The following is a 23,748-nucleotide window of genomic DNA, read 5'->3' on the forward strand; positions in this document are numbered from 1 at the left end:
TGCACCCTCGCACTTAAACAAGGTGCCAGATGATGCAAGAGCTCACGCGTGTCATTCAGCCCGGGCGCTAGACCCTAGTCAGCTTTGTCGCCACCGGCCAGATTCTTCTTGGAACCGGTCTTGAAGTCGGTTTCGTACCAGCCGGTGCCGCTGAGGCGGAAGCCCGGCATGGACAGCATCTTTTTCAGCTCTGGCGCCTGGCAGGCAGGGCAGTCGACCAGCGGTGCTGCGCTGATCTTTTGAATGGCTTCCAACTGATGACCACAGGAAGCACATTGATAGTCGTACATCGGCATGGGGGTTGTCTCGGCGATCAGATTGCTACCGCGCATGCTGGGCTTTGCGGCAAAGGGCGGGATTATATCCATTAAATGCAGCCTGTGCAGCCGTAAGACTGCACAGACCGACACTCGACCCGATCAACCGCCAATCGCTAAGCCATGACGAGGCAACTTCCCTCCTTCAGGCTGTGCACGACGCAGACAACCCGCACCAGCCCGGTGAAGTTCTTCACCCCGCCATGACGCAAATGTACTTCGCGATCCACGCGGGACAACAGCGCACTGACCGAGCAGCAATTGACCTTGGCCATGTCACCCAAAATATCCCAATAGACCTGCTCCAGCCGCAAACAGGTCGCAAAGCCATTCAAACGTACCGACCGGGACAATGGCTGGGCCAAGTCCATATCGAATTCGCTGACTAATGAATCAATCCTTACGTCCTTGAGTGGACCGACCCTCCCCTCGTTTTGCCTGTCTTCATGAACCATACCGTTGACACTCCTTTGCCATCCTTGCTGCTTATAAGAGTCATATTCCGTTTCCTTATAAAAGCGCAGTCGCACAGGCATATCCAGATGACTTTATGACCATCAACGTAGGATAAGCCAACAACGGAGGGGAGATCATGGAGCACGTCCTAGGCCGGACGTTTTCCCACAAGAACTGACGCAACATCACTCACTGAAAAGGTAAAAGATCCGAGGAACACTGCGCACGAACAACACTCAGCAAGCGTCATTCGCACACCGGCCAGTGGAAAGCACCGCTGGACTGCCTGATTTGAGTAGCCGCGGGCTTTGCTGTTAAATAGGCAGTGTGTCGCTACCGCCTATTTTCCGGGGGTTGCGCATAGGCTGATACCGGGTACGTGTCCAACGCCTCTTATTGTTCTGAAGCGAACCGCGCTCCATCAGCTCTTCCTTGTGATCCGTCTTAACGTGAGTTAATCAAAATGTTGAAAATCGTCCACCTGCTAATGGGCGCAGCGGCCCTGCTGCTGTCCTTCATCCCTAGCCTGCGATCCGAAGCGGTACCTTACCTGCAACAACCTGATGCGCTGTACCTGGCCTTTTTCGGCCTGCTCAACCTCACCCTTGCACCTGTTATCCCTTACTGGAACAAAGGCCCGCGTCATCAACTGCAAAACCTGGTCAGCGCCCTGCTGGTTCTGGCTGTCGTGCTGCAAACCCTGACGCTGATCGCCCCGATGCCTGTCATCGCCGGTCAACCTGCCGTTCTGTTCAGTCTGGTCGCTGCCCTGATCGCCATTCTTCTGCACCTGGCCGTCAGCTTCTACAAATCTTCACCGGCCGCCGCCTCGCCAAGCTATGACATGAGCAACCGCGATACTGGCACCGTTAAATGGTTCAACACCTCCAAAGGCTTCGGCTTTATTTCCCGTGATTCCGGTGATGATATTTTTGTGCACTTCCGGGCAATTCGCGGTGAAGGCCACCGTGTTCTGGTCGAAGGCCAGCGCGTGGAGTTCTCTGTCATGAACCGTGACAAAGGCCTGCAAGCCGAAGATGTGATCGCCGCGCTACCGCGTCGCTGACTCCAAAGTTAAAAAAAACCGCGAACAGCCCAGGCTGTTCGCGGTTTTTTTATGACCTGCTTTTCTCTAATGTAGCTCACTCATGTGGCTCAATAATGCGGTGGTGGCGCCTCTTCTTCGAAGGACTCGAACTGGCCGACCATTTCCTCCTGCCGCTTGAGCAACGCCATCATTTGCAGTTGCAGGCGCTCAACCGCATGTTGCTGCGCAGCCAGCACATCATTCAACGTCTGGATGGTGTCATCCTGAAACGCCAACTGGCTTTCCAGATCGGTAACGCGTTCTTCCAGGCTCATGACTCAACCCTCCAGAAACGTGAAATCATCGGTCAACACCAGGCGCAGCCGTTCGCGAATCGTCGCGATCTGCTCTGGACTGTAGGGTAAAGCCTGCTGCTTGCCCCAGACTGGAGCTGGCCAGGCGGAGTCCTCACGCTTGCGCACAATCACATGCATGTGCAGCTGACTGACAACATTTCCCAGGGCCGCGACGTTCAACTTGTCCGCATCGAATGAGTCCTTGAGCATTTCCGCCAGCGCAGTCGTTTCCTGCCACAGCTGCTGTTGATCTGCGACATCTAACTGAAATATCTCACTGATATCCTCGCGGCGTGGCACGAGGATGAACCATGGGTAGTTCGAATCATTGGACAACAGCAACCGACAGAGCGGGAAATCGCCGATCGGCAAGGTGTCTTGTTGAAGTCGTGGATCTAAAGCGAACACAGCGCGCACTCCCCTCTGGTGATCTTTTTTCAGCTTAGCGCCCATACCAAAAGACGGAGGCACCAAGCGACAGGACGGCAGCATACCTGCGAACGCCACGCGCTTCACAACGACTTGCCGCCTGCAGCGTCCTCCGGGCGCCCCGACATGAGCCATCTTGATCCGGCATGCACCATGACAGAACCAGACATCGTACAAAAAATGCCGAAATGACCAATAAAGAACGGGCTGCTCGATTCGATCACAAAGCGATACTGTGTGATTTCGGTACAGCAATTGAAATTTTTTGCACCAAAACCGCACAACGCGTCTACGCTCAGATGCGTCAGCATCCGCTAACTACTCACTGACGGGGTGAACCGGTAACGTTTTTGGTTGTCGCCCCCATCAGTTCGATGTGGCAAACACGATGCGAAGCATGGCGTCAAGCCCAAGTAAAACGAGCTTGAACCCCCCGGTTTTATGGGGTTTTTACAGCAGCAGGCAGGCCTTTGGAAAAAAACAGCAACAGAATTCCGATTTGTGCACGCTTGTTGCATTCACACCTATATCGTCTATAAGGCGTCCGCTGGAAGTGGAAGCCTTAAGGCCAATAAAAACAGTGGCAGGATTGCCCGATGGAGATTCAAGTGCAGGACCAGGGACTCTTTTTTACCGATGCGCAAGCCATGGAAAACAACGCTGAAGTTGTCAGTCCGATTGCGTCGGGATTGTGAATTTGCGACATCTACCCAGCCATTTGCGACAGGGTCGTAAAGAAGCTGAAAGGTTAGATGCGCAAGTATCGCCAACATGGTCGGCGTGATATAAGTTTGCGCCGACACAAAAAGAAAGAGCCGCCCGGATAATAAAACAGGCGGGACGGCAGTACTCTTCTAAAAACCAAAGGAGCAAATCACGATGCGCGTGATGAAGTGGAGCATGATCGCACTGGCAGTTGCAGCAGCCGCCAGTACTCAATTGGCTACGGCCGCACCGTTCGTAAGTGACCAGGCTGAAGCCAAAGGTTTTGTTGAAGACGCCAAGTTCGACTTGCTGATTCGCAACTATTACTTCAACCGTGACAACAAAGATGGCGCCCGCGACGTTAAAGACTGGACCCAAGGTCTTTGGGGCACCTTCAACTCCGGTTACACCCAGGGTACTGTTGGCGTTGGCGTTGATGCATTCGGTTACCTGGCCATCAAACTGGATGGCGGCGATGGCACTTCCGGTTCGGGCAACATGAGCCGTAGCGACACCGTCAACGCCAACGGTGGCCGCGACGTCAACGACAGCCAGGGTAAAGCTGGGGGGGCCATTAAATTCCGCGTCTCCAAAACCGAGCTGAAAGCCGGCGACATGTCGCCAAGCACTGCTCCAGTGTTTGCTGTTGGCGGTTCCCGTATCCTTCCTCAAGTTGCCAGCGGTTTCCAACTGCAGAGCAGCGAAGTCAAAGACCTTGACCTCGAAGCCGGTCACTTCTACTCGGGTTCCAGCCAGGACAAAAACGCCCGTGACGGCGGCCTGTATGCAAACTACGCTGGCGTTGAAGCCGACAGCATCGACTATTTCGGTGGCAAGTACGGCATTACCGAGAACCTTTCCGCATCGCTGTATGGCGCCAAGCTGGAAGACATCTGGAACCAGTACTACGCCAACGTGAACCTCACCACCCCAATCAGTGGTGACACGTCGCTGAACACCGATTTCAACATCTATCGCACCACCGATACCGGTGACGCGAAAGCTGGCGACATCAGCAACACAGCATTCTCGCTGGCAACTGCTCTGTCGTTCCTGAAAGCACACACCATCACCCTGGCCTTCCAAAAGGTTAACGGCGATACCCCGTTCGACTACGTCGGTATTGGCAAGAACAACCGCGGCGGCGACTCGATCTTCCTCGCCAACTCCATCCAGTACTCTGACTTCAACGCCCCTGGCGAGAAGTCTGCCCAGATCCGTTACGATCTGAAAATGGCTGAGTACGGCGTTCCTGGTCTGAGCTTCATGACCCGTTACGTGAAAGGTTGGGACATCGACGGTACCAAAACTCCAGCAGGCAGCGCTTACGCCGGCCTGTACGGTGAAGATGGCAAGCACAACGAAACCAACTTCGAAGCCAAGTACGTTGTTCAGTCTGGCCCGGCAAAAGATCTGTCCGTTCGCTTCCGTCAAGCTTGGCACTTTGCTAACGCCGACGAAGGTGAAGGCGACGTGAAAGAGTTCCGTGTGATCGTCGACTACCCGCTGTCGATTTTGTAATCGCATCCAGTTAGTTTGCGGTAACAAACAAAAAGGCCCATCTTCGGATGGGCCTTTTTTTTGGCTACAGCATTGTGTTTAACGGTTCGGGCCTCTTGCAGAACAAGTCTGACCGAAAGGTCAAACATGAACTGAAAGACCGATCCTTACACCGTTGCCGATTCCTGGACCACTCGAATAACCCGCTGCGGAAACGGAATATCGATACCGGCTGCCTTCAAACGATCGCGGGCGTGCTCGTTAAACATGAATAGCACATTCCAGTAATCAGCGGTCTTGACCCAGACTCGCAGCGAAACAGTGATCGAGCTTTCGCCCAGCATAGAAATGACTGCTTCCGGTGCCGGCTCAGCCAGCACGCGTTCATCCTTGGCCAATTCCAGCAACACTTCACGGGCCTTTTGCAGATCCGCATGGTGATCCACACCGATATCAAACACTACTTTGCGTGTCGTTTGACGATTGGTATTGGTGATGATGCCGTTCGACAGATTGCCGTTAGGCACGATGATGGTTTTGTTATCGCCGGTACGCAGTACGGTGTGGAAGATCTGAATGCTGTCGACAGTACCGGCAACACCTTGGGCTTCGATCCAGTCACCGATGCGGAACGGGCGGAACAACAGAATCAGCACGCCGCCGGCGAAGTTCGCCAGACTGCCCTGCAACGCCAGACCGATAGCCAGGCCGGCTGCACCGATGGCCGCGACGAACGAGGTGGTTTCCACACCGATCATTGACGCCACGCTGACGATCAGCAGAACCTTTAAAATGATGTTCGCCAGGCTGCTGATGAAGCCCTGCAATGCCAGGTCAGCGTTACGCAGTGCCAACAGACCGCCAAGCTTTTGCGTAACTTTGTTGATCAGCCACCAGCCAACGGCCAGGGTAATCACCGCCAACAGCACGCGGCTGCCGTATTCCATGATCATCGGAATCCAGGCTTGGGATGCCTTGACCAGGTTGTCCACTTCAGCATTCAAATCCATCTTTTTTCTCCTGATTTCCGGCTACCCGGCACGCAAAAAATGAGCGGCAGAAAGACCAAACCCGTGAGGGCCCAATCGTTTCTGCCGTTGCTTGGGCCTCGGACGTCGAAAACGCCAAGAGGTTCCCGCTTGAAAAGTCAGTCGCGGAAGTTGTTGAACTGCAGCGGCATGTCGAACGTCTTGGCGCGCAGGGCGGCAATCGCTTCCTGCAAATCGTCACGCTTCTTGCCGGTGATGCGCACCTGCTCGCCCTGAATGGCGGCCTGGACCTTGAGCTTGGCGTCTTTGACGTGAGCGACGATTTTCTTCGCCAGCTCTTTGTCGATGCCTTCCTTGAGGACCGCTTCCTGCTTCATCAACTTGCCCGACGCGTAGGCATCCTTGACTTCCAGGCACTGCACGTCGATCTTGCGCTTGACCAGGGCCAGCTTGAGGATCTCGATCATCGCTTCGAGCTGGAAATCGGCTTCCGCGGTCAGGTTGACGGTCAGGTCCTTTTCCTTGAACTCGAAGGTGCCTTTGCCTTTCAGGTCATAGCGACGATCGAGTTCCTTGACGGCGTTCTCGACCGCGTTGGTGACTTCGTGTTTGTCCAGTTCGGATACCACGTCGAACGACGGCATGTAATCTCTCCAATAAAAAGGCACGCTCGATAATGATGGAGCGCGCTTGGCTTGCGGTTAAAATCCGGCTCATTATAACGGGTCTTTTCCAACCGATACTGCGAGCCTCACATGCCAGCGTCAAACCGAGCAAAAAGCTGATGTCTACCCCTTGGCATATCCTCGGCGCCGGCAGTCTCGGCACCCTTTGGGCCACGCGTCTGGCACGGGCTGACGTGCCGGTCAGGCTGATCGTGCGGGACGCGACACGCTTACAGGCCTATCAGGCGGCGGGCGGTTTGACGCTCGTCGAACACGGTGAAGCGCAGCTGTATCCGGTGCCTGGCGAAACAGCCGACAGCGACGAGCCCATCAGCCGTCTGTTAGTGGCCTGCAAAGCCTACGACGCCGAGGAAGCCGTGGCCAGGCTTGCCCATCGTCTGACACCCGACGCTGAACTGATCCTGTTGCAGAACGGCCTCGGCAGTCAGGACGCGGTTGCCGCGCAGGTGCCTCAGGCGCGCTGCATCTTCGCCTCAAGCACTGAAGGTGCATTTCGTGACGGCGACTGGCGCGTGGTGTTCGCCGGCCACGGTTACACCTGGCTGGGAGATGCCGGCCACCCGGTGGCGCCGATCTGGCTGGAGGACTTGAGTGCCGCCGGCATTCCCCATGAGTGGAGCACGGACATCCTCACAAGGCTGTGGCGAAAACTGGCGCTCAATTGTGCGATCAACCCGCTGACCGTGCTGCACGAATGCCGCAACGGCGGTTTGCAGCAACATCATTGCGAAGTCGCCACCCTGTGCGCCGAGCTCACCGAACTGCTGGAGCGCTGCGGCCAGCCGGCAGCGGCGCAAAACCTCCAGGATGAAGTCGAACGGGTGATCCAGGCCACTGCCGCCAATTTCTCCTCGATGTACCAGGACGTCGCGAATCGGCGCCGCACTGAAATCAGCTACCTGTTGGGTCATGCCTGCAAAGTCGCGTCGCGGCACCAGTTGAACCTGCCCCACCTCAGTCAATTGCAGCAGCGCTTGATCGCCCATCTGCACAGCCTTGGATTGCCCAGCGACTGAGCAGCGGCTACGCTGGCCACTTGTTCCTTTTCAGCGATGAACCTGATGCCATTGCGCCAGCGCCTTGAAAATCTTCCAGTCGGCCAGAAATTGCTGGCCGCCCTGCTGGTGCTGTTGACCACCGTTTTGCTGGTCGCCAACCTGACCTTTATCAGCGCCGCGTATTACATCTCCCAGGAAAGCATGGCCCCCCAGGCCTTGCAGACCATCGGCCGACTGGTGTCCAACCCGAGCCTGGTCTCCGACGCTTTGAAGTCGCCGCAAACCGCCGAGCGCCTGCTCAACGAACTCAATAGCTATACACCGTTGCGTGCGGCAGCGCTCTATGACGGCAAAGGTGTGCGTCTGGCGCAGTTGCAGCAGGGAGACAAGCTGAGCCTGCCGGAGCACTTCCGGCACCTCGACGCCTGGCAAGCCACGGAGTTTCGCAGCAATCAAGTAATCACCCTGCCCCGCCCCGGCACCGAGCCCGGCCACCTGCTGCTGGTGGCCAGCAGCGAATTGCCGATGGCGTTCTACACCGGGACCCTGACCGCCAGCCTGGGGATTCTGATCTTCAGCGTGCTGTTATGGCTGGTGATCGCCCGGCAGATCAAACGCCTGATTACCCGCCCGATCCATCAGCTCGAAGAGCTGTCCCGGCAAGTGACCCGGGAAGAGAACTACGCCTTGCGCGCCTCTCGCGGCAACCACGACGAAATCGGCAGCCTCGCCGAAGCGTTCAACACCATGCTCTCGCGCATCGAGGCCCGGGAGCAGCAACTCAAGCGCGCTCGCGACGATTCCCAGGCTGCTTACGACCAGGCCCAGGGGCTGGCCGAAGAAACCCGCCACACCAACCGCAAGCTGGAACTGGAAGTTCAGGTGCGCAGCAAGATCGAGAAAAAACTCACCGGTTTCCAGAACTACCTCAACAGCATCATCGATTCCATGCCGTCGGCACTGATCGCCCTCGACGAGCAGCTCTACGTGACCCAGTGGAATCAGGAGGCCAGCGCCCTGTCCGGCACACGTCTCGATGAAGCCCTGAACCAGCCGATCTTCCTCGCCTTCGAACCGCTCAAGCCGTTCCTGCCGCAACTCAGGCAAACCGTCGAGCAGCACACGGTGGCGAAGATCGAACGCGTTACCTGGCTCAAGGACGATGAACCCAAGCATTACGCCCTGACGTTCTACCCTTTGATGGGCGGTGCCGGGCGCGGTGTGGTGATCCGGATCGACGACATCACCCAGCGTCTGTCCCTGGAAGAAATGATGGTGCAGTCGGAAAAAATGCTCTCGGTCGGCGGCCTCGCCGCCGGCATGGCCCACGAAATCAATAATCCACTGGGCGCAATCCTGCACAACGTGCAGAACATTCGTCGACGCCTGTCACCCGACTTGCCGAAAAACCTCGAACAGGCCGAACAACTCGGCATCGAGCTGGAAACGGTCAACCAGTACCTTCAAGCTCGTGAAGTCCCGAAGCTGCTCGATGGCATTCAACAGGCCGGCGCCCGGGCGGCAAAAATCGTGACGCACATGCTCAGCTTCAGCCGCCGCAGTACCCGGCAGATGGCCCCGTGCGATTTGCCGGCGTTGATCGATCAAGCGGTGGAAATTGCCGGCAATGACTTCGACCTGGCCATCGGCTTCGACTTCAAGGGTCAAGCGATCATTCGGCAGTTCGATCCGGCACTGGGCCCGGTGCCCGGCACCGCCAACGAACTGGAACAAGTGCTGCTCAACCTGCTGAAAAACGCCGCGCAAGCCATTCACCAGCGCCCGGACGACCGCGAACCGGGGCGGATCATTCTGCGTACAAAACTGAATCCTCCATGGGCGGAAATTCAGGTCGAGGACAACGGCATCGGCATGAGCGAGAACGTGCGCAAACGCACGTTCGAGCCGTTCTTCACCACCAAGGAAATCGGTCAGGGCACCGGCCTTGGACTCTCGGTCTCGTATTTCATCATCACTAACAACCACAAAGGTCAGATGGAAGTGCAATCGACGCCGGGCCAAGGTACCTGTTTCACCTTGCGCCTGCCGCTGTCCGGCACGCCGGTGGTCTCTCAAGAACTCAATCAGCTGTCGAGGTAACCATGGGCTTTCGCTTGTCGAAGATTTACACCCGCACTGGCGACAAAGGCGAAACCGGGCTCGGCGATGGCCGCCGGGTGCCCAAAGACCATCCGCGAATCGAAGCCATTGGCGAAGTCGATACGCTGAATAGCCAGGTGGGTGTGCTGTTGGCCGGGTTGGCTGCGGAAAGTAACGCGTATCCAGGGTTGAGCGAAGTGATCGAGGTGTTGGCGCCTTGTCAGCATCGGTTGTTCGACTTGGGTGGCGAACTGGCGATGCCGGTGTATCAGGCACTGAACACAGCAGAAGTCGAGCGCCTGGAAGCGGCGATTGATGTGTGGAATGAAGAGTTGGGGCCGCTGGAGAATTTCATTCTGCCCGGCGGTTCGGCGCTGATTGCCCAGGCCCACGTATGCCGCTGTCTGGCGCGCAGTGCCGAGCGGCGCTGTCAGCAGTTGAATGCGATCGAGCCGCTGGCCGGGGTTGGCCTGGCGTATATCAATCGGTTATCGGATTTGTTGTTTGTGGCGGCAAGGTTGATTGCCAAGCGCCAGGGGATTGCCGAGATTTTGTGGCAAGCGGCAGCGAAACCCAAAGTTTAGTCGGCGCGTCCGAAGACGCCATCGCGGGCAAGCCCGCTCCCACAGGGATCAGCGTCGTACACAAATTTGTGTCCACTACGAACCACTGTGGGAGCGGGCTTGCCCGCGATGGCGCCAGCAGCTACACCGCAGAATCAGGCTTCAGGCCAAAACGCCCGAATCCCCGCCACACCCTGCGCTCCCGCTTCCCAGGCTTTCTGCCGCTCCGCCGGGCCCACCCCACCGAGCAAGAACACCGGCTTGCTGAAGCCCTCGATCAAGCTCGAAGCCTGCTCCCAACCTAATGGCAGCGCATCCGGGTGAGTCTGCGTCGGCTGCACCGGCGACAGGGTCACGAAGTCCACGCCCATCTGCTCGGCCAGCGCCAGTTCCTCAGCGTTGTGGCAAGACGCTGCCAACCAGCGCGACGCCGGTAGCGGACGCCCGGCTGCCGCGTACTTGCGCAACTGTGCCGACGTGATGTGCCAACCGGCGGACGGGAAGTCCCCCAGCCATTCAAACGGCCCCTTGATCATCAACTGCGCCTTGCCGGCACACAGCCCCGCCGCATCAACCGCCAGATCGCGGTATTGCGGGTCGTAGCCGTTGGGCGCGCGCAATTGAATCAACTTGATGCCGCCAGCGATGGCTTTCTGGATACCGCGCAGCAAGGCCGGGGTTTCCAGGCCCTCCGGGGTGATCAAGTATTCGCCGGGCAAGCGTGCAGCGGCGACGATCGGCTGGTTGGCGGCCGGAAACTCGTAGTCCACCAGTTCACGCGCGGTCACCCAGGCCAAAGGCTGACCTTCGGCGCCATGGGGTTCGCCGGTAAACGCCGAGACTTCCCAGACATCCAGCAACACCTGCTTGTCCGGGTAATCGTGGCGGACCTTGATCATCGGCCGCGCGGTGTTGACCACAATGCCCAACTCTTCGTGAAGCTCGCGGGCCAGGGCCGTCTCGACGGATTCGTCATCCTCGACCTTGCCACCGGGGAACTCCCACAAACCGCCCTGATGCTGGGTGTCGGCACGGCGGGCAATGAGGATTTTGCCGTTGCTATCGCGGATAACCGCGGCTGCTACATGGACTCGTTTCACCGCTCTATTTCCTCCAGTCCCGCCTTCCGCCAGGCCTTGAAGGCTGGCCATTGGTAGATGGTTTCGACATAGGCCGCATCGACCTCGGGCAGCTTCACCTGATAGGTGCGCAGACGTACGGCGATCGGTGCAAAAAACGCATCGGCCAGGGTCGCACCGCCAAACAGGAACGGGCCGGTTTCAGTCGCGACGGCACGACATTCAGCCCACAACGCCAGCATGCGCTCGATTTCAGCCTGAACCTCAGGCGGAGTCGGCGACAGTGGCGCATCGTGGCTCAGGTCGAACGGCAAATTGCTGCGCATGGCGAAAAAACCGCTGTGCATCTGCGCACACGCCGAACGCGCCTGGGCACGGGCGGCAGTGTCTTGGGGCCACAGGCCGGCATCGGGAAATTGTTCGGCCAGGTATTCGGCAATCGCCAGGGAATCGGCGACGGTGCCGTGTTCGGTTTTCAGTAGCGGGACTTTCCCGGTCGGCGAATGCTTGAGCAGGCGCTCGCGAGTGTCCGGCTGGTTCAGCTTGATCAGCTCTTCGGTGTAGGACGCGCCCGTCAAATCAAGGGCCAGTGCGGCGCGCAGGGACCAGGAGGAATGCAGTTTGTCGCCGATGATCAGGTGGAGGCTCATGTTCGGGACCTTTTGATGAGGGGAATAGACCAGGATCTCGAGTGTCTGTTCGTCCGTCATCGCGGGTAAGCCCGCTCCCACAGGGTTTAGTGTCAACCGGCAATCTTGTGGCTGACTCGATCAATGTGGGAGCGGGCTTGCCCGCGATAGGGTCGACGTAGTCTTACGTACGGTACTCCGCGTTGATCTTCACGTATTCGTGGGACAGGTCAGTCGTCCAGATGGTTTCGCTGCAATCACCGCGACCCAGCTCGATGCGGATGGTGATTTCTTCCTGCTGCATCACCGCCGCGCCCTGGGCTTCGGTGTAGGTGGCAGAGCGAGCACCACGGCTGGCGATACACACGTCGCCGAGGAATACGTCGATCTTGCTCACGTCCAGGTTCGGTACGCCGGCACGGCCCACGGCGGCCAGAATGCGACCCCAGTTCGGGTCGGAGGCGAACAGTGCTGTCTTGATCAGCGGCGAGTGGGCCACGGTGTAACCGACGTCCAGGCACTCCTGGTGATTGCCGCCGCCGTTGACTTCCACGGTGACGAATTTGGTCGCGCCTTCACCGTCGCGCACGATGGCCTGGGCCACGTCCATGCAGACTTCGAACACCGCTTGTTTCAGCAAAGCGAACAGCGGGCCACTGGCCTCGGTGATTTCCGGCAGTGCTGCCTGACCGGTGGCGATCAGCATGCAGCAGTCGTTGGTCGAGGTGTCGCCGTCGATGGTGATGCGGTTGAACGACTTGTTGGCGCCGTCCAGCAGCAAGTTTTGCAGCACGTCACGCGAGACTTTGGCGTCGGTGGCGATGTAGCCAAGCATGGTCGCCATGTTCGGGCGGATCATGCCCGCGCCTTTGCTGATGCCGGTGACGGTGATGGTCACGCCGTCATGCTGGAACTGGCGGCTGGCACCCTTTGGCAGGGTGTCAGTGGTCATGATGCCGGTAGCGGCGGCTTCCCAGTTATTCACCGACAGATCGTCGAGGGCGGCTTGCAGCGCGCCTTCGATTTTTTCGACCGGCAGCGGCTCGCCGATCACACCGGTGGAGTACGGCAGCACCAGGCTTGCATCGACACCGGTCAGCTCAGCCAGTTTGGCACACGTGCGCTCGGCGGCTGCCAGGCCTGGCTCGCCGGTGCCGGCGTTGGCATTACCGGTGTTGGTCAGCAGGTAACGTACCGGGCCTTGCACGCGTTGTTTGGCCAGGATAATGGGAGCGGCGCAAAAGGCGTTCAGGGTGAACACGCCCGCCACTGTGGAACCTTCGGCACAGCGCATGACCACGACATCCTTGCGCCCCGGGCGCTTGATGCCGGCCGAGGCGATACCGAGTTCAAAACCGGCAACCGGGTGCAACGTTGGCAAAGGACCAAGACCAACAGCCATGAATGCGCTCCTTAAAAAGTAGTGTCTGCACCGTCATTACCCCGTTCTTTTAACGTGGCGCGGTGGTTTAAATGGCAAAACGCCGCGACGGCATAAGCCGGTCGCGGCGCGGGTATTTCAGCGTATGAAACGGGTTTACTGGATCTGCCCGTGGCAATGCTTGTACTTCTTGCCCGAACCGCAGTAGCACAGCTCGTTACGGCCCAGCTTCTGCTCGTTGCGTACCGGTGCGGTGGCGAGGGCTACATCGACCTCTTCACCCAACACTTCCGGTTGCTCCAGGCCAGGTGCTTCGTCGTGCTGGAACTGCATGCGCGCAGCCAGTGCCTCGGCTTCCTGACGCAGGCGAGCTTCTTCTTCGATCGGGTCTTCGCGGCGAACCTGAACGTGCGACAGCACGCGGATCGAGTCGCGCTTGATCGAATCCAGCAACTCGGAGAACAAGGTGAAGGACTCGCGCTTGTACTCCTGCTTCGGGTTCTTCTGTGCATAACCACGCAAGTGGATGCCGTGACGCAGGTGATCCATGGTCGACAGGTGGTCTTTCCACAGGTCATCCAGTACACGCAGAACGATTTGCTTCTCGAAGGAGCGCAGCGCTTCGGCACCGGCCTGGTCTTCTTTCTCGTTGTACGCGGCAATCAGCTCGTTCATCAGCTTCTCGCGCAGGGTCTCTTCGTAGAGGTGATCGTCTTCGTCCAGCCATTGCTGGATCGGCAACGCCACACCGAAGTCGCTCTGCAACGCCGCTTCCAGACCGGCCACGTCCCACTGCTCTGGCAGCGATTGCGGTGGAATGTGCGCGCTGACGGTTGCGTTGAGCACGTCCTGACGGAAATCGGCGATGGTTTCGCCAATGTTGTCGGCGGCCAACAAACTGTTACGCATGTGATAGATCACTTTACGTTGTTCGTTGTTGACGTCGTCGAACTCAAGCAGTTGTTTACGAATGTCGAAGTTACGGCCTTCAACCTTGCGCTGAGCCTTCTCGATGGCGTTGGTCACCATGCGGTGCTCGATCGCCTCACCGGACTGCATGCCCAGCGCCTTCATGAAATTCTTCACCCGGTCAGAGGCGAAGATGCGCATCAGGCTGTCTTCCAGCGACAGGTAGAAACGGCTGGAACCGGCGTCGCCCTGACGACCGGCACGACCGCGCAACTGGTTGTCGATACGGCGCGATTCGTGACGCTCGGAAGCGATCACCTGCAAACCGCCCGACTCCAGCACTTGCTGGTGACGTTTCTGCCAGTCGGCCTTGATCTGGGCAATCTGCTCAGGAGTCGGGTCTTCCAGCGAAGCCACTTCCACTTCCCAGTTACCGCCCAACAGGATGTCGGTACCACGACCGGCCATGTTGGTGGCGATGGTCAGTGCGCCCGGACGACCGGCCTGAGCAATGATTTCGGCTTCTTTTTCGTGGAACTTGGCGTTCAGAACCTTGTGTTCGATGCCTTCCTTCACGAGCAGGCTGGACATGTGCTCGGACGTTTCGATGGTGGCGGTACCCACCAGCACCGGACGGCCCTGAGTCATGCACTCCTTGATGTCGTTGATGATCGCCGCGTATTTCTCTTCGGCGGTCAGGAACACCAAGTCGTTGTAGTCTTTACGCGCCAACGGCTTGTTCGGCGGGATGACCATGACCTGCAGGCCGTAGATCTGGTGGAACTCGAACGCTTCGGTGTCCGCGGTACCGGTCATGCCGGACAGCTTGTTGTACAGACGGAAGTAGTTCTGGAACGTGGTCGACGCCAGGGTCTGGCTCTCGGCCTGGATGTTCAGGTGTTCCTTGGCTTCGATGGCCTGGTGCAGGCCTTCGGACAAACGGCGACCCGGCATGGTACGGCCGGTGTGTTCGTCGACCAGCACGACCTGACCGTCCTGCACGATGTATTCGACGTTACGGTTGAATAGCTTGTGCGCGCGCAGACCGGCATAAACGTGGGTCAGCAGACCGAGGTTATGCGCCGAATACAGGCTCTCGCCTTCAGCCAGCAGGCCGACGCGGGTCAGCATGTCTTCGATGAACTGGTGACCGGCTTCGTTGAGTTCGACCTGACGGGTCTTCTCGTCGACGGTGTAGTGGCCAGCCTTGGTGACTTCGCCTTCGACTTCTTCGACGTGCAATTCCAGCTGCGGGATCAGTTTGTTGATCTCGATGTACAGCTTGGAGCTGTCCTCGGCCTGACCGGAGATGATCAGCGGGGTACGGGCTTCGTCGATGAGGATGGAGTCGACTTCGTCGATCACGGCAAAGTTGAGTTCGCGCTGGAATTTTTCTTCCATGCTGAACGCCATGTTGTCGCGCAGGTAGTCGAAACCGAATTCGTTGTTGGTGCCGTAGGTGATGTCGGCGGCGTAAGCGGCGCGCTTCTCTTCCGGCGGCTGGAATGGGGTGACCACGCCGACCGTCATGCCGAGGAATTCGTAGAGCGGACGCATCCAGTTGGCGTCACGGCGGGCCAGGTAGTCGTTCACCGTCACAACGTGCACGCCCTTGCCGGACAGCGCGTTGAGGTAAACGCCCAGTGTTGCCACCAGGGTCTTGCCTTCACCGGTACGCATTTCCGCGATCATGCCTTCATGCAAGGTCATGCCGCCGATCAGCTGGACATCGAAGTGGCGCATACCCATGACGCGCTTGCCGGCTTCGCGGGCGACCGCAAAGGCTTCTGGCAGCAGTTTGTCGAGGGTTTCCCCTTTGGCGAGGCGGGCCTTGAACTCGTCGGTCTTGGCACGCAATTGATCGTCCGAAAGGGCTACCATTTGCTCTTCGAAGGCATTGACGAGCTGCACCGTCTTGAGCATGCGTTTGACTTCACGCTCGTTCTTGCTTCCAAAAAGTTTCTTTAACAAAGGCGCAAACATATCGGCAGGATCTTCCACACTAAAGGGATGGAGGGCGGCCCCGTGAGTCGCCCGTGCAGCCCTCATGGCCGCATGCGAACGAGCATTCTACCCGGAAACGATGGTGAGGAAAGTGGCGTTATTCCACGATGCATGCACTGCGCTGTGACGGGGCTCACTTAAAATAAGGGCATTTTGCTGAACTTCAACCCATTGAGGGTACAAGTTACTCGTTGATTTAATGGGTAAAGCGCTCGCAAAGCAATGGGTCGGGGGCAACGGATGCTTTCTGTTACCATGGCCGCTCTGTTACTTCAGGTGTTCGATCATGGCATTTCGCCCTCTCACGGCCAGAGCACCCGCCGTTCTGCTTCGCGAAGCCAAACCGCTGAAAGCCATTTTTGGCCACGCTCAACGCCTGGGTCATTTACAACGTCTGGTGGAAAGTCAGTTGCAGCCGGCTGCCCGCGAGCATTGCCATGTGGCGTCGTGGCGCGAAGGCAGTTTATTGCTGATTGTCACCGACGGCCACTGGGCCACCCGCCTGCGTTATCAGCAAAAGCGTCTGCAACGGCAGTTACAGCTGTTCGACGAGTTCGCCAGCCTGACGCGGATCCTGTTCAAGGTTCAACCGCCTACCGTTCAGCAAGGGGCGGCGGGGCATACGATAAATTTGTCGACTGATGCGGCGGCGACCATTCAGGCGACGGCTGACGGGATTACCGACCCGAACCTGCGGGCGGCCCTCGAACGGCTGGCGGCGCACGCCAAACCCAAAACCTGACATAAAACCAATGTGGGAGCGGGCCTGTGGCGAGGGAGCTTGCTCCCGCCGGGCTGCGAAGCGGCCCCAAAATGGGACTGCTTCGCAGTCCAACGGGAGCAAGCTCCCTCGCCACAAGCCAGCCCCACATTTTGATTGCCCACTTGTCAGCGGCGTTTGCTGCCACCTAGCAATGACCCCATCAACCCGCGTACCAGTTGTCGGCCCAATTGATTTGCCGCCTGTCGCATGGCTGATTTCAACGCCTGGCCTGCCGCCGTGCCGAGGAATTCCCCGGCCTGTTCGGTGAAACTCGGCTCTTCAGGAGCAGGTTTGCCCGGCGCTGCTTCGGGATCCGGCGCCAGGCCTTTGCGCCCCATCAGCACTTCATAAGCCGATTCGCGATCGACCGGTTTGTCGTAACGCCCCTTGAACGGCGAACCGGCGATCAGCACGGTGCGCTCGGTCTCGGTCAGCGGCCCGATCCGCGATTGCGGCGGTGCAACCAATACACGCTGGACCATCCCCGGCGTGCCCTTGTCTTGCAAGGTACCGACCAGCGCCTCGCCGATCCCCAGCTCCGTCAATACCGACAAGGCATCGAACGCCGGGTTCGGCCGGAAGCCGTCGGCCACCGCGCGCAGGGATTTCTGCTCTTTGGCGGTGAATGCACGCAAACCATGCTGAATACGCAGGCCCAGCTGAGCCAGCACATCATCCGGCAAGTCGCCCGGCGATTGGGTGACGAAATACACCCCCACGCCTTTCGAGCGAATCAGTCGCACCACTTGTTCCAGACGCTCCTGCAATGCCTTGGGCGTACCGGCGAACAACAAGTGCGCCTCGTCGAAAAACAGCGCCAGCAGCGGTTTCTCGGCATCGCCACGCTCCGGCAGTTGCTCGAACAGTTCGGCCAGCAACCACAGCAGGAACGTCGCATAGACCTTTGGCGCTTCGTGTACCAGACGGCTGGCATCGAGCAAGTGAATGCGCCCGCGACCATCCACGGCCGGTTGCAACATGTCTTCCAGTTGCAGCGCCGGTTCGCCGAACAACGCTTCGGCGCCCTGCTGCTCCAGCGTCGCCAGACGGCGCAACAGGGCCTGGCTGGAACCGGTGGTCATCAACGCGGCGTCATCCCCCAGCAATTCGGGGTTATCGCGCAGATGATTGAGCAGCGCCTTCAGATCCTTCAAATCCAGCAGCAACAGCCCTTCGCGGTCGGCCACCTTGAACGCGGCATAGAGTGCCGACTGCTGACTGTCGGTCAGTTCCAGCAAGCTGCCGAGCAGCAACGGGCCCATTTCGCTCAAGGTTGTGCGCAGTGGATGACCGGACTGACCGTTAATGTCCCACAGGGTAACCGGATACGCCTGAGGCTTATGGTTCAGCCAGGGCATCCCGGCGATCCGCTCCGCGACCTTGCCTTGAGGGTTGCCGGCGGCGCCCAGGCCGCACAGGTCGCCTTTGATGTCCGCCGCGAACACCGCCACGCCAGCATCGCTGAAGGCTTCGGCCAGGCGCTGCAAGGTGACGGTTTTACCGGTCCCGGTAGCGCCCGCTACCAGGCCGTGACGGTTGGCCAGGCGCATGGCCTGGGCGATGGACTGGCCCGCGAGATCGGCGCCGATAACGAGTTGCAATGAGTCAGGCATTTTGTCACCCATGGTTAATCTTTGATCCTTCATGGCCGATATAAAAGACTGAAAAGCGTCGGTAATCCCCCTAAGGAGAGGACGGAAATATCAGCTTGATTTCAACACTGCCCGTTTTGCGTGCCTTTATAAAAGCACGCCCTGAATAATAAGACCTTAGCGGAACCCCAAGCCATGAACAAAAATCTGCGCTTCAGCCATAAAATACTGCTTGCCGCCGCCCTCATCGTTATTGCTGCCTTCGCCTCGTTCACACTGTACAACGACTATTTACAGCGCAATGCCATCCGCGAGGATCTGGACAACTACCTCAATGAAATGGGCGATGTCACCGCCAATAACATTCAGACCTGGCTGGCAGGTCGCATCCTGCTGATCGAGAGTCTCGCGCAGAACATTGCCATCAACCCCGAACAATCCAACGTCGCCAACCTGCTTGAACAGAAGGCTCTGGAATCGACCTTCATGGCCAGGTACCTGGGCGATGCCAGCGGCACTTTCATCAACCGCCCGGACTCCAAGATGCCGGACGGCTACGACCCCAGAGTTCGCCCTTGGTACAAAGGCGCGGTAAACAGCAATGGCTCGACGCTGACCGAACCTTATATAGATGCGGCGACCGGTCAGACCATCATCTCCATCGCCACCGCCTCGAAGAAAGCCGGGCAAAGCGTGGGGGTGGTAGGCGGTGACTTGAGCCTGCAAACCCTGATCGATACCCTGACCGCGCGTGACTTCGACGGCATGGGCTATGCCTTCCTGGTCAGCGCCGACGGCAAGATCCTGGTCCATCCGGATAAATCCATGGTGATGAAGTCCCTCGGCGAGGCTTACCCGAAGAACACCCCACGCATCAGCGGCGGCATCAGTGAAGTCGAAGTCGACGGCAAAACCCGCATCGTCACGTTCACCCCGATCAAAGGCCTGCCGTCGGTGAACTGGTACATCGGCCTGTCGGTGGATAAAGACAAAGCCTTCTCAATGCTCAGCGAGTTTCGCGCCTCGGCGGTCGTCGCCACCATCATTGCCGTGGCAATCATCATCGCCCTGCTCGGCATGTTGATCCGCATCCTGATCCAGCCGCTGCACGTCATGACCCGCGCCATGGAAGACATCGCCGACGGTGAAGGCGACCTGACCAAGCGCCTGACCATCCAGAACCAGGACGAATTCGGCATCCTCGGCACGGCGTTCAACCGTTTCGTGGAACGGGTTCATACGTCGATCCGCGAAGTGTCCTCGGCCACCGGCCAGGTCAACGAAGTGGCCCTGCGGGTGGTGGCGGCCTCGAACTCGTCGATGTCCAACTCCGACCAACAGGCCTCGCGCACCAGCAGTGTCGCCGCGGCAATCAACCAGCTCGGTGCCGCGGCCCAGGAAATCGCCCGTAACGCCGCGCAAGCGTCAAATCAGGCCAGCGACGCGCGCAGCCTGGCCGAAGACGGCCAGCAAGTGGTGGATCGCAGCATTGCCGCGATGAACCAGCTGTCGAGCATGCTCAGCGCCTCAAGTACCAACATCGAATCGCTGAACAGCAAAACCGTGAACATCGGGCAGATTCTCGAAGTGATCACCAGCATCTCCCAGCAAACCAACCTGCTGGCGCTGAACGCGGCCATTGAAGCAGCGCGGGCCGGTGAAGCCGGGCGCGGTTTTGCCGTGGTGGCCGACGAGGTACGCAACCTGGCGCACCGCACACAGGAATCGGCGCAACAAGTGCAAACCATGATCGAGGAGCTGCAAATCGGCGCCCGTGAGTCCGTCAGCACCATGAGCGACAGCCAGCGCCACAGCCAGGACAGCGTGGAAATCGCCAACCTGGCCGGTGAACGCTTGAACAGCGTGACGTTGCGCATCGGCGAAATCGACGGCATGAACCAATCCGTGGCTACAGCGACCGAGGAACAGACGGCGGTGGTTGAGTCGATCAACGTGGATATCACTGAGATCAACACGTTGAACCAGGAAGGCGTGGAAAACCTGCAGTCGACGTTGCGTGCCTGCTCGGACCTTGAGCAGCAGGCTTCGCGATTGAAGCAGTTGGTAGGCAGTTTCCGGATTTAGCGTCTGATCACACTGTGGCGAGGGAGCTTGCTCCCGCTGGGTCGCGAAGCGACCCCAAAATCGGGATTGAAGGTGTGCCAGATTGAACACACCGACTGATTTTACGACTGCTTCGCAGCCGAGCGGGAGCAAGCTCCCTCGCCACATAATCGTCCAAAGCCTCCCCACCGCAAAACCCCAACCGAACATCTATCCTTCATATAGGTCAACCAAAGGGAGAACAACGATCCCGGAGGGATGTTCATCGTGCATATCGCTGACATAACCATGTTCTACGCCCCTGCCAGCGGTGGCGTGCGCACTTATCTGGATGCCAAACACCGCCGCCTGGGCAACAAGCCAGGCATTCGTCACAGCTTGCTGATCCCTGGGGCACATTTAAGTGAACGGGATGGCATTTACACGGTTCCGGCCCCTGCCCTGCCCTTTGGCAAGGGTTATCGCTTCCCCCTCCGCCTCGCGCCCTGGCGCAATGTTCTGCAGGATTTACAGCCTGATCTGATTGAAGTCGGCGACCCCTACCTGACCGCTTGGGCTGCATTGGACGCCAAGCGGCAACTCGATGTGCCGGTGATCGGCTTTTATCATTCGGACCTGCCGCTGTTGGTCAGCAATCGCATGGGCAATTGGGTTACCCCCAATATCGAAGCTTATGTCAGCAAACTTTATGGCAACTTCGACCGGGTTCTGGCGCCGAGTCAAATCATGGCCGATAAACTGATCGGGTTGGGCGTGAAGAACGTTTTCGTACAACCGCTGGGCGTCGACCTGCAAACATTCAACCCCAGTAAACGGGATCCAGGTTTGCGGTCCGAATTGGGCATCGATGAAAATACTCATCTGCTGATCTTCGCCGGCCGTGGATCCAAGGAAAAAAACCTGCCAGTGCTGCTCAAATGCATGAAACGCCTGGGCCGTCGCTATCACCTGTTATTGGTGGGTTCGTCGATGCCGACCCTGGTACCGCGCAATGTCACCGTCCTCGACGAGTTCTACCCGGCGGCGCAAGTCGCGCGCTTGATGGCCAGTGCCGATGTGCTGGTGCATGCCGGTGATCAGGAAACCTTTGGCCTGGTGGTCCTCGAAGCCATGGCCAGCGGCATTCCGGTGGTGGCCGTGGCGGCCGGGGCTTTTCAGGAAATTGTCACCGATCAATGCGGCCTGCTGTGCGCGCCGAACAATCCAGCGGCGATGGCCAACGCTGTGCGCGAACTGTTCAGTCAGGGCAGTGCCGCGCTGGGCAAACAAGCCCGCAGCCATGTCGAGCAGCATTACGCCTGGGACATCGTGGTCGACAGCCTGCTGGGGCACTATCACGCCGTACTCGGCACTCAATGGCCACTAACCGCTAATGGTTGAGCCCATGAACGCGTCCAGCCTGTTACTGGTATTGCACGACGTTGCGCCGCAAACCTGGCCCGATTACCAAGCCTTCGTCGAAGCCGTCGACGCGCTGGGTGAGGTGCCGATCACCTGGCTGGTGGTACCGGATTTCCACAAGCATAACGACCTGGGCGCGTATCCGGCGTTTCGACGTTTGCTGACCCGCCGCGTCGCTCGCGGCGACGAACTGGCACTGCATGGTTACTTTCATTGCGATGAAGGACCGATCCCCATCACTCCCCGAGACTGGTTCATGCGCCGAATCTACACCCACGAAGGCGAGTTCTACGACCTGCCTCTGGAAGCAGCCCTCACCCGCCTGCGTGCCGGAATCGAGGTGTTCCACCGTTACAACTGGCCATTAGAAGGTTTCGTCGCCCCGGCCTGGCTGATGAGCGAAGGCACCCGCCAAGCCTTGCGCCAGGTACCGCTGCGCTACACCAGCGACTCGCAGCATCTGTATCGATTGCCGGATTTCACCGCGATCGATGCCCCGTGCCTGGTCTGGAGCGCGCGCAGCGCCTTGCGCCGGGGTCTGTCGAAAATCGTCAGCGATCAGCGTGAACAACGCTGGCGCCAGGCGCCGGTGATTCGCCTCGGCCTGCACCCGGTGGACATGCGCCATGAATTCTCGCGTCACTACTGGCTGCAAACCCTCAAGCGCTTGCTCGACGAGGGTCGCGTGCCGATGACCAAAGCCAACTGGCTGACACAGCAACGTGACCCTATCGGTCGCGCCGCATGAGCCGCGGGATTCTGCTGGTCGTCGCCCTGCTCGCTGCGGTGCTCATTCCGTCGTTGCTGGGTGGCGGAGAAACATGGTCGCGGCTGCAAAGCTTTCCGCTGAAATGGTTGCTGATCATGTTCGGCATGATCCTGCTCTGCTGGATGCTCAACACCCTGCGCTTGCGCCTGTTGCTGGGAGATCAGAGCGGCAAGGTCAGTCGTTTCAAAAGCCTTGGGGTGGTGATGTCCGCCGAATTCGCCTACTGCGCCACCCCCGGCGGTAGCGGCGGACCGCTGACCATCATGGCGTTGCTGGCACGCCACGGCGTCCGGCCGGCCAGGGGCAGCGCCGTGTTCGCCATGGACCAGTTGAGCGATCTGCTGTTTTTTCTCTGTGCACTGAGCGGGATTCTGATTTATGCACTGTTCCAGCACCTCAGTCAGCGCATGGAATGGCTGCTGACCGTCAGCGCCATCTCGATGTTCGGCGGGTTATTCAGTTGCATGTTGGCAGCTCGCTGCCACCGCTCGCTGATTCGTCTGAGTGGTCGGTTGCTCGCTCGCCTCAATGTCAAAGGCACCACCCGGATGCGCTGGGCGCGAAAGCTCCTGCACTTCCTGGCGGCGTTCACCGACACACTGAAGTTGCCCTTTCAGACGTTGATCACGGTGTTTGCACTGACCTGCCTGCATTGGCTCTTGCGCTATAGCGTGCTGTATCTGGCATTGCGTGGGCTGGGCGTGGACTTGCAGTGGGCCTGGTGCTTTCTGATCCAGATGCTGTCACTGAGTGCGGGGCAGTTCAGCCTGTTGCCGGGCGGTGCCGGGGCGGCGGAACTGACATCGGCGGCGCTGCTGGCGCCCATGGTCGGAAAATCCACCGCGGCGGCGGCGATTCTGATCTGGCGGACAGTGACCTATTACTTCTATCTGGTGGTCGGTGGCCCGGTGTTTTTGCTGATGCTTGGGCGGCCATTGCTCAAGAAGTTGATGAAGTTCAAGCAGGCTTAAAAGATCGCCTGTGGCGAGGGGGCTTGCCCCCGTTGGGCTGCGAAGCGGCCCCCGCATTCT

The 23,748-nt window shown here is 58.8% G+C and carries 22 protein-coding genes and 1 pseudogene; 11 read left to right on the plus strand and 12 right to left on the minus strand.

Features of this window, described 5'->3' with window-relative positions; genetic code table 11:
• Positions 1–74 precede the first annotated feature (74 nt).
• Positions 75–296 (minus strand): FmdB family zinc ribbon protein, encoded by a 222-nt coding sequence (locus ACZ3HH_RS07770; RefSeq protein ID WP_010457489.1) that lies wholly within the window; start codon positions 294–296, stop codon positions 75–77.
• A 137-nt stretch (positions 297–433) separates the two neighbouring features.
• Positions 434–772, minus strand: coding sequence for a ribbon-helix-helix domain-containing protein (locus tag ACZ3HH_RS07775; protein WP_465803814.1), 339 nt, complete (start codon positions 770–772; stop codon positions 434–436).
• Between the two features lie 464 nt (positions 773–1,236).
• On the opposite strand from ACZ3HH_RS07775, the gene ACZ3HH_RS07780 reads away from it, so the two are divergent.
• Positions 1,237–1,839, plus strand: coding sequence for a cold-shock protein (locus ACZ3HH_RS07780; RefSeq protein ID WP_465803816.1), 603 nt, complete (start codon positions 1,237–1,239; stop codon positions 1,837–1,839).
• Between the two features lie 89 nt (positions 1,840–1,928).
• Here the strand turns inward: ACZ3HH_RS07780 and ACZ3HH_RS07785 are convergent, their stop codons facing one another.
• From ACZ3HH_RS07785 to ACZ3HH_RS07795, 3 genes are all read right to left on the minus strand, one after another.
• A complete protein-coding gene (locus ACZ3HH_RS07785; protein ID WP_253550924.1) occupies positions 1,929–2,135 on the minus strand; it encodes a SlyX family protein in 207 nt (68 codons plus the stop codon).
• A 3-nt stretch (positions 2,136–2,138) separates the two neighbouring features.
• Positions 2,139–2,564: an HIT family protein gene (locus ACZ3HH_RS07790; RefSeq protein WP_465804040.1), complete on the minus strand. Its 426-nt coding sequence runs from the start codon at positions 2,562–2,564 to the stop codon at positions 2,139–2,141.
• 104 nt (positions 2,565–2,668) lie between these two features.
• Positions 2,669–2,896, minus strand: coding sequence for a hypothetical protein (locus ACZ3HH_RS07795; protein WP_465803817.1), 228 nt, complete (start codon positions 2,894–2,896; stop codon positions 2,669–2,671).
• A 568-nt stretch (positions 2,897–3,464) separates the two neighbouring features.
• Between ACZ3HH_RS07795 and ACZ3HH_RS07800 the strand changes: the two genes are divergently transcribed.
• Complete coding sequence (locus ACZ3HH_RS07800) at positions 3,465–4,811, plus strand: OprD family porin (RefSeq protein ID WP_465803818.1); 1,347 nt, start codon at positions 3,465–3,467, stop codon at positions 4,809–4,811.
• A gap of 146 nt (positions 4,812–4,957) precedes the next feature.
• On the opposite strand, the gene ACZ3HH_RS07805 is transcribed toward ACZ3HH_RS07800, so the two are convergent.
• On the minus strand, positions 4,958–5,800 hold the full coding sequence (locus ACZ3HH_RS07805) for a mechanosensitive ion channel family protein (RefSeq protein WP_367372680.1): 843 nt from the start codon (positions 5,798–5,800) through the stop codon (positions 4,958–4,960).
• Between the two features lie 137 nt (positions 5,801–5,937).
• Positions 5,938–6,423: a YajQ family cyclic di-GMP-binding protein gene (locus tag ACZ3HH_RS07810; RefSeq protein WP_007906601.1), complete on the minus strand. Its 486-nt coding sequence runs from the start codon at positions 6,421–6,423 to the stop codon at positions 5,938–5,940.
• 140 nt (positions 6,424–6,563) lie between these two features.
• Here ACZ3HH_RS07810 and ACZ3HH_RS07815 point away from each other — a divergent pair, with 140 nt between their 5' ends.
• The 3 genes from ACZ3HH_RS07815 to ACZ3HH_RS07825 are packed head-to-tail and all read left to right on the plus strand — an operon-like array spanning position 6,564 to position 10,147.
• A complete protein-coding gene (locus ACZ3HH_RS07815) occupies positions 6,564–7,481 on the plus strand; it encodes a putative 2-dehydropantoate 2-reductase (protein ID WP_465803820.1) in 918 nt (305 codons plus the stop codon).
• A 45-nt stretch (positions 7,482–7,526) separates the two neighbouring features.
• Positions 7,527–9,563: a sensor histidine kinase gene (locus tag ACZ3HH_RS07820; RefSeq protein ID WP_465803822.1), complete on the plus strand. Its 2,037-nt coding sequence runs from the start codon at positions 7,527–7,529 to the stop codon at positions 9,561–9,563.
• 2 nt (positions 9,564–9,565) lie between these two features.
• The gene (locus tag ACZ3HH_RS07825) at positions 9,566–10,147 is read left to right on the plus strand and encodes a cob(I)yrinic acid a,c-diamide adenosyltransferase (protein ID WP_465803824.1); all 582 of its coding nucleotides are present in this window, start codon (positions 9,566–9,568) and stop codon (positions 10,145–10,147) included.
• Between the two features lie 134 nt (positions 10,148–10,281).
• Here ACZ3HH_RS07825 and ACZ3HH_RS07830 read toward each other — a convergent pair whose 3' ends face one another.
• The 4 genes from ACZ3HH_RS07830 to secA form a co-directional block, all read right to left on the minus strand.
• A complete protein-coding gene (locus ACZ3HH_RS07830) occupies positions 10,282–11,226 on the minus strand; it encodes a Nudix family hydrolase (protein ID WP_465803825.1) in 945 nt (314 codons plus the stop codon).
• Complete coding sequence (locus tag ACZ3HH_RS07835; protein ID WP_465803826.1) at positions 11,223–11,855, minus strand: glutathione S-transferase family protein; 633 nt, start codon at positions 11,853–11,855, stop codon at positions 11,223–11,225. The genes ACZ3HH_RS07830 and ACZ3HH_RS07835 overlap by 4 nt, the downstream gene beginning before the upstream one ends.
• Before the next feature lie 163 nt (positions 11,856–12,018).
• A complete protein-coding gene (gene argJ, locus ACZ3HH_RS07840; RefSeq protein ID WP_465803828.1) occupies positions 12,019–13,236 on the minus strand; it encodes a bifunctional glutamate N-acetyltransferase/amino-acid acetyltransferase ArgJ in 1,218 nt (405 codons plus the stop codon).
• A 135-nt stretch (positions 13,237–13,371) separates the two neighbouring features.
• Positions 13,372–16,107, minus strand: a complete 2,736-nt coding sequence (gene secA / locus ACZ3HH_RS07845; RefSeq protein WP_258616773.1) for a preprotein translocase subunit SecA — start codon at positions 16,105–16,107, stop codon at positions 13,372–13,374.
• A 307-nt stretch (positions 16,108–16,414) separates the two neighbouring features.
• On the opposite strand from secA, the gene ACZ3HH_RS07850 reads away from it, so the two are divergent.
• A complete protein-coding gene (locus ACZ3HH_RS07850) occupies positions 16,415–16,870 on the plus strand; it encodes a DUF721 domain-containing protein (protein WP_007906612.1) in 456 nt (151 codons plus the stop codon).
• 146 nt (positions 16,871–17,016) lie between these two features.
• On the opposite strand, the gene ACZ3HH_RS07855 is transcribed toward ACZ3HH_RS07850, so the two are convergent.
• Positions 17,017–18,504 carry a helicase HerA-like domain-containing protein gene (locus ACZ3HH_RS07855; RefSeq protein ID WP_123719540.1) on the minus strand — a complete coding sequence of 496 codons (1,488 nt, stop codon included), beginning with the start codon at positions 18,502–18,504 and terminating at the stop codon, positions 17,017–17,019.
• A 174-nt stretch (positions 18,505–18,678) separates the two neighbouring features.
• Here ACZ3HH_RS07855 and ACZ3HH_RS07860 point away from each other — a divergent pair.
• From ACZ3HH_RS07860 to ACZ3HH_RS07880, 5 genes and pseudogenes are all read left to right on the plus strand, one after another.
• Positions 18,679–19,710 (plus strand): annotated as a pseudogene (locus ACZ3HH_RS07860) (HAMP domain-containing protein); the annotation flags it as partial.
• 93 nt (positions 19,711–19,803) lie between these two features.
• Positions 19,804–20,568 carry a methyl-accepting chemotaxis protein gene (locus ACZ3HH_RS07865; RefSeq protein WP_465804042.1) on the plus strand — a complete coding sequence of 255 codons (765 nt, stop codon included), beginning with the start codon at positions 19,804–19,806 and terminating at the stop codon, positions 20,566–20,568.
• A gap of 237 nt (positions 20,569–20,805) precedes the next feature.
• Complete coding sequence (locus tag ACZ3HH_RS07870) at positions 20,806–21,927, plus strand: glycosyltransferase family 4 protein (RefSeq protein WP_465803829.1); 1,122 nt, start codon at positions 20,806–20,808, stop codon at positions 21,925–21,927.
• Entirely contained in the window at positions 21,920–22,696 is a 777-nt protein-coding gene (locus tag ACZ3HH_RS07875; RefSeq protein WP_465803831.1) for a DUF2334 domain-containing protein, read from the plus strand. Before ACZ3HH_RS07870 ends, ACZ3HH_RS07875 begins: the two co-directional genes overlap by 8 nt.
• A complete protein-coding gene (locus tag ACZ3HH_RS07880) occupies positions 22,693–23,688 on the plus strand; it encodes a lysylphosphatidylglycerol synthase transmembrane domain-containing protein (RefSeq protein WP_465803832.1) in 996 nt (331 codons plus the stop codon). Before ACZ3HH_RS07875 ends, ACZ3HH_RS07880 begins: the two co-directional genes overlap by 4 nt.
• Positions 23,689–23,748 lie beyond the last annotated feature (60 nt).

Source organism: Pseudomonas sp. PME37.24/025 (genome assembly GCF_055556615.1).

Excerpts from the sequence above, each read along its gene's own strand:
- secA (WP_258616773.1), bottom strand. The coding sequence starts at position 16,107 with ATGTTTGCGCCTTTGTTAAAGAAACTTTTTGGAAGCAAGAACGAGCGT.
- ACZ3HH_RS07805 (WP_367372680.1), bottom strand. The coding sequence starts at position 5,800 with ATGGATTTGAATGCTGAAGTGGACAACCTGGTCAAGGCATCCCAAGCC.
- ACZ3HH_RS07820 (WP_465803822.1), top strand. The coding sequence starts at position 7,527 with ATGCCATTGCGCCAGCGCCTTGAAAATCTTCCAGTCGGCCAGAAATTG.
- ACZ3HH_RS07815 (WP_465803820.1), top strand. The coding sequence starts at position 6,564 with ATGTCTACCCCTTGGCATATCCTCGGCGCCGGCAGTCTCGGCACCCTT.
- ACZ3HH_RS07865 (WP_465804042.1), top strand. The coding sequence starts at position 19,804 with ATGTCCAACTCCGACCAACAGGCCTCGCGCACCAGCAGTGTCGCCGCG.
- argJ (WP_465803828.1), bottom strand. The coding sequence starts at position 13,236 with ATGGCTGTTGGTCTTGGTCCTTTGCCAACGTTGCACCCGGTTGCCGGT.
- ACZ3HH_RS07855 (WP_123719540.1), bottom strand. The coding sequence starts at position 18,504 with ATGCCTGACTCATTGCAACTCGTTATCGGCGCCGATCTCGCGGGCCAG.
- ACZ3HH_RS07785 (WP_253550924.1), bottom strand. The coding sequence starts at position 2,135 with ATGAGCCTGGAAGAACGCGTTACCGATCTGGAAAGCCAGTTGGCGTTT.
- ACZ3HH_RS07875 (WP_465803831.1), top strand. The coding sequence starts at position 21,920 with ATGGTTGAGCCCATGAACGCGTCCAGCCTGTTACTGGTATTGCACGAC.
- ACZ3HH_RS07850 (WP_007906612.1), top strand. The coding sequence starts at position 16,415 with ATGGCATTTCGCCCTCTCACGGCCAGAGCACCCGCCGTTCTGCTTCGC.
- ACZ3HH_RS07780 (WP_465803816.1), top strand. The coding sequence starts at position 1,237 with ATGTTGAAAATCGTCCACCTGCTAATGGGCGCAGCGGCCCTGCTGCTG.
- ACZ3HH_RS07795 (WP_465803817.1), bottom strand. The coding sequence starts at position 2,896 with ATGCTGACGCATCTGAGCGTAGACGCGTTGTGCGGTTTTGGTGCAAAA.
- ACZ3HH_RS07810 (WP_007906601.1), bottom strand. The coding sequence starts at position 6,423 with ATGCCGTCGTTCGACGTGGTATCCGAACTGGACAAACACGAAGTCACC.
- ACZ3HH_RS07775 (WP_465803814.1), bottom strand. The coding sequence starts at position 772 with ATGGTTCATGAAGACAGGCAAAACGAGGGGAGGGTCGGTCCACTCAAG.
- ACZ3HH_RS07880 (WP_465803832.1), top strand. The coding sequence starts at position 22,693 with ATGAGCCGCGGGATTCTGCTGGTCGTCGCCCTGCTCGCTGCGGTGCTC.
- ACZ3HH_RS07870 (WP_465803829.1), top strand. The coding sequence starts at position 20,806 with ATGTTCATCGTGCATATCGCTGACATAACCATGTTCTACGCCCCTGCC.
- ACZ3HH_RS07800 (WP_465803818.1), top strand. The coding sequence starts at position 3,465 with ATGCGCGTGATGAAGTGGAGCATGATCGCACTGGCAGTTGCAGCAGCC.
- ACZ3HH_RS07770 (WP_010457489.1), bottom strand. The coding sequence starts at position 296 with ATGCCGATGTACGACTATCAATGTGCTTCCTGTGGTCATCAGTTGGAA.
- ACZ3HH_RS07835 (WP_465803826.1), bottom strand. The coding sequence starts at position 11,855 with ATGAGCCTCCACCTGATCATCGGCGACAAACTGCATTCCTCCTGGTCC.
- ACZ3HH_RS07825 (WP_465803824.1), top strand. The coding sequence starts at position 9,566 with ATGGGCTTTCGCTTGTCGAAGATTTACACCCGCACTGGCGACAAAGGC.